The sequence below is a fragment of the Clostridium psychrophilum genome, assembly GCF_018861705.1.
GTDB classification, from domain to species: Bacteria; Bacillota; Clostridia; order Clostridiales; family Clostridiaceae; genus Clostridium_AD; species Clostridium_AD psychrophilum.
Genome location: NZ_JAHLEC010000247.1, coordinates 1 through 1,261, shown reverse-complemented (window position 1 = coordinate 1,261; position 1,261 = coordinate 1). Strand labels below are relative to the sequence as shown.

The window sequence follows — 1,261 nt, the reverse complement described above, 5'->3', positions numbered from 1 at the left end:
ATTAGTACCAAGCCCCATAAGAGTCGCTATTATACAACTTCTTTCAGTATCTTTAGGTTCTTTATTAGTTGAAGTATGTATTAACTTTTTATCAAACATTGTATGTTTGCATGTATCTATTAATATATCTGATAAATTTACTCTAGGCATTAAATTATAAATTTTAGCAGATAATTTTTTTGCCTCATCTGGAACTGCTTTCTCTAATTGGGGTACGGCAACGATTCGTGTAAAAAACAGCCACAATACAGTATTTTCCATTATGGAACTACTATCTTGTGGCTGTTATGACGTAATTAAAGAAAGTTATGAACCATAGAACATTTCTTTATTATAAATAGAAATTCTATTAAGTATTATGATTTTTTATTTCCAGTTCTCTCATAGAACCTAAACTCCCTCTATACTCAATCTTTTCATTTCTTATTAGCTCAATTACCCTCCAAAAAATGAAAGTGTCAGAAACATAACTTTCTGCTCTACCCATAACTTCGCCCACTGTTCTTGCACTATGCCTAAACTTATTATTTGTATAACGAAGTATCATATCATCAAAATAATCTATCTGAACACTTTTAACCTGATTATCGTCATAAACACGTAGATTTGTATTTTCTTTCTTAAGTTCCTCCCACAAACCCATTAAACTGGAATACCTGCTAAAGTCCATGGATTGTCTTATCCCTATAAATTCTCCTAACCTTTCAATTATAACTTCACCTACAACTCGTGATGCATATTCATTCCTTTTTCCAGTATTATAAGTAATCTCTGATACATTAATTGTATATACATTATGAATCTTTTCTTCAAGCATTGATAAAACATGTAGCATCCCACAGATTTCCGTTGCACTGTTACCGTACCATAAATAAATATCTTTTTCCTTAAGATTCATTATGTTTTTATTAAATTTCTTACAAGAACTATTAATATCCTTAGAAATTTTATTACCTTCCTCGATATATATATTTTTAACCCAATCAATTCTTTTGTTGATATTAGTAATATCATTTATGGGACCGTTAGATAAATCATCAGGAAAGCCTATTGCTTTTTTACCTTCAAGTAACCCCTTTTTAATTGCATAATTCATACTCCCCTGAGCACTATCAGAACAACATATATGTATTATTTCTTTTGTCATTAAATTATCCTCCTTGTATAATCTAATTATAAGTTTGATAAGAAACCTTCTTTAAATAATACGAATGATTTCTTACTTATCTTTATTAATGTTAATGTTTATTTTTATTCATTT

General features: G+C 28.9%; 2 protein-coding genes. Both read right to left on the bottom strand.

The genetic code is table 11. The annotated features are described in order from the left end of the window. Positions 1-261 (bottom strand): hypothetical protein (locus KPL38_RS19280; protein ID WP_216290747.1); only part of this gene is annotated, 261 nt, incomplete at its 3' end. Between the two features lie 88 nt (positions 262-349). Next, entirely contained in the window at positions 350-1,147 is a 798-nt protein-coding gene (locus KPL38_RS19275; protein WP_216290746.1) for a DUF1835 domain-containing protein, read from the bottom strand. Positions 1,148-1,261 lie beyond the last annotated feature (114 nt).

Excerpts from the sequence above, each read along its gene's own strand:
- KPL38_RS19275 (WP_216290746.1), bottom strand. The coding sequence starts at position 1,147 with ATGACAAAAGAAATAATACATATATGTTGTTCTGATAGTGCTCAGGGG.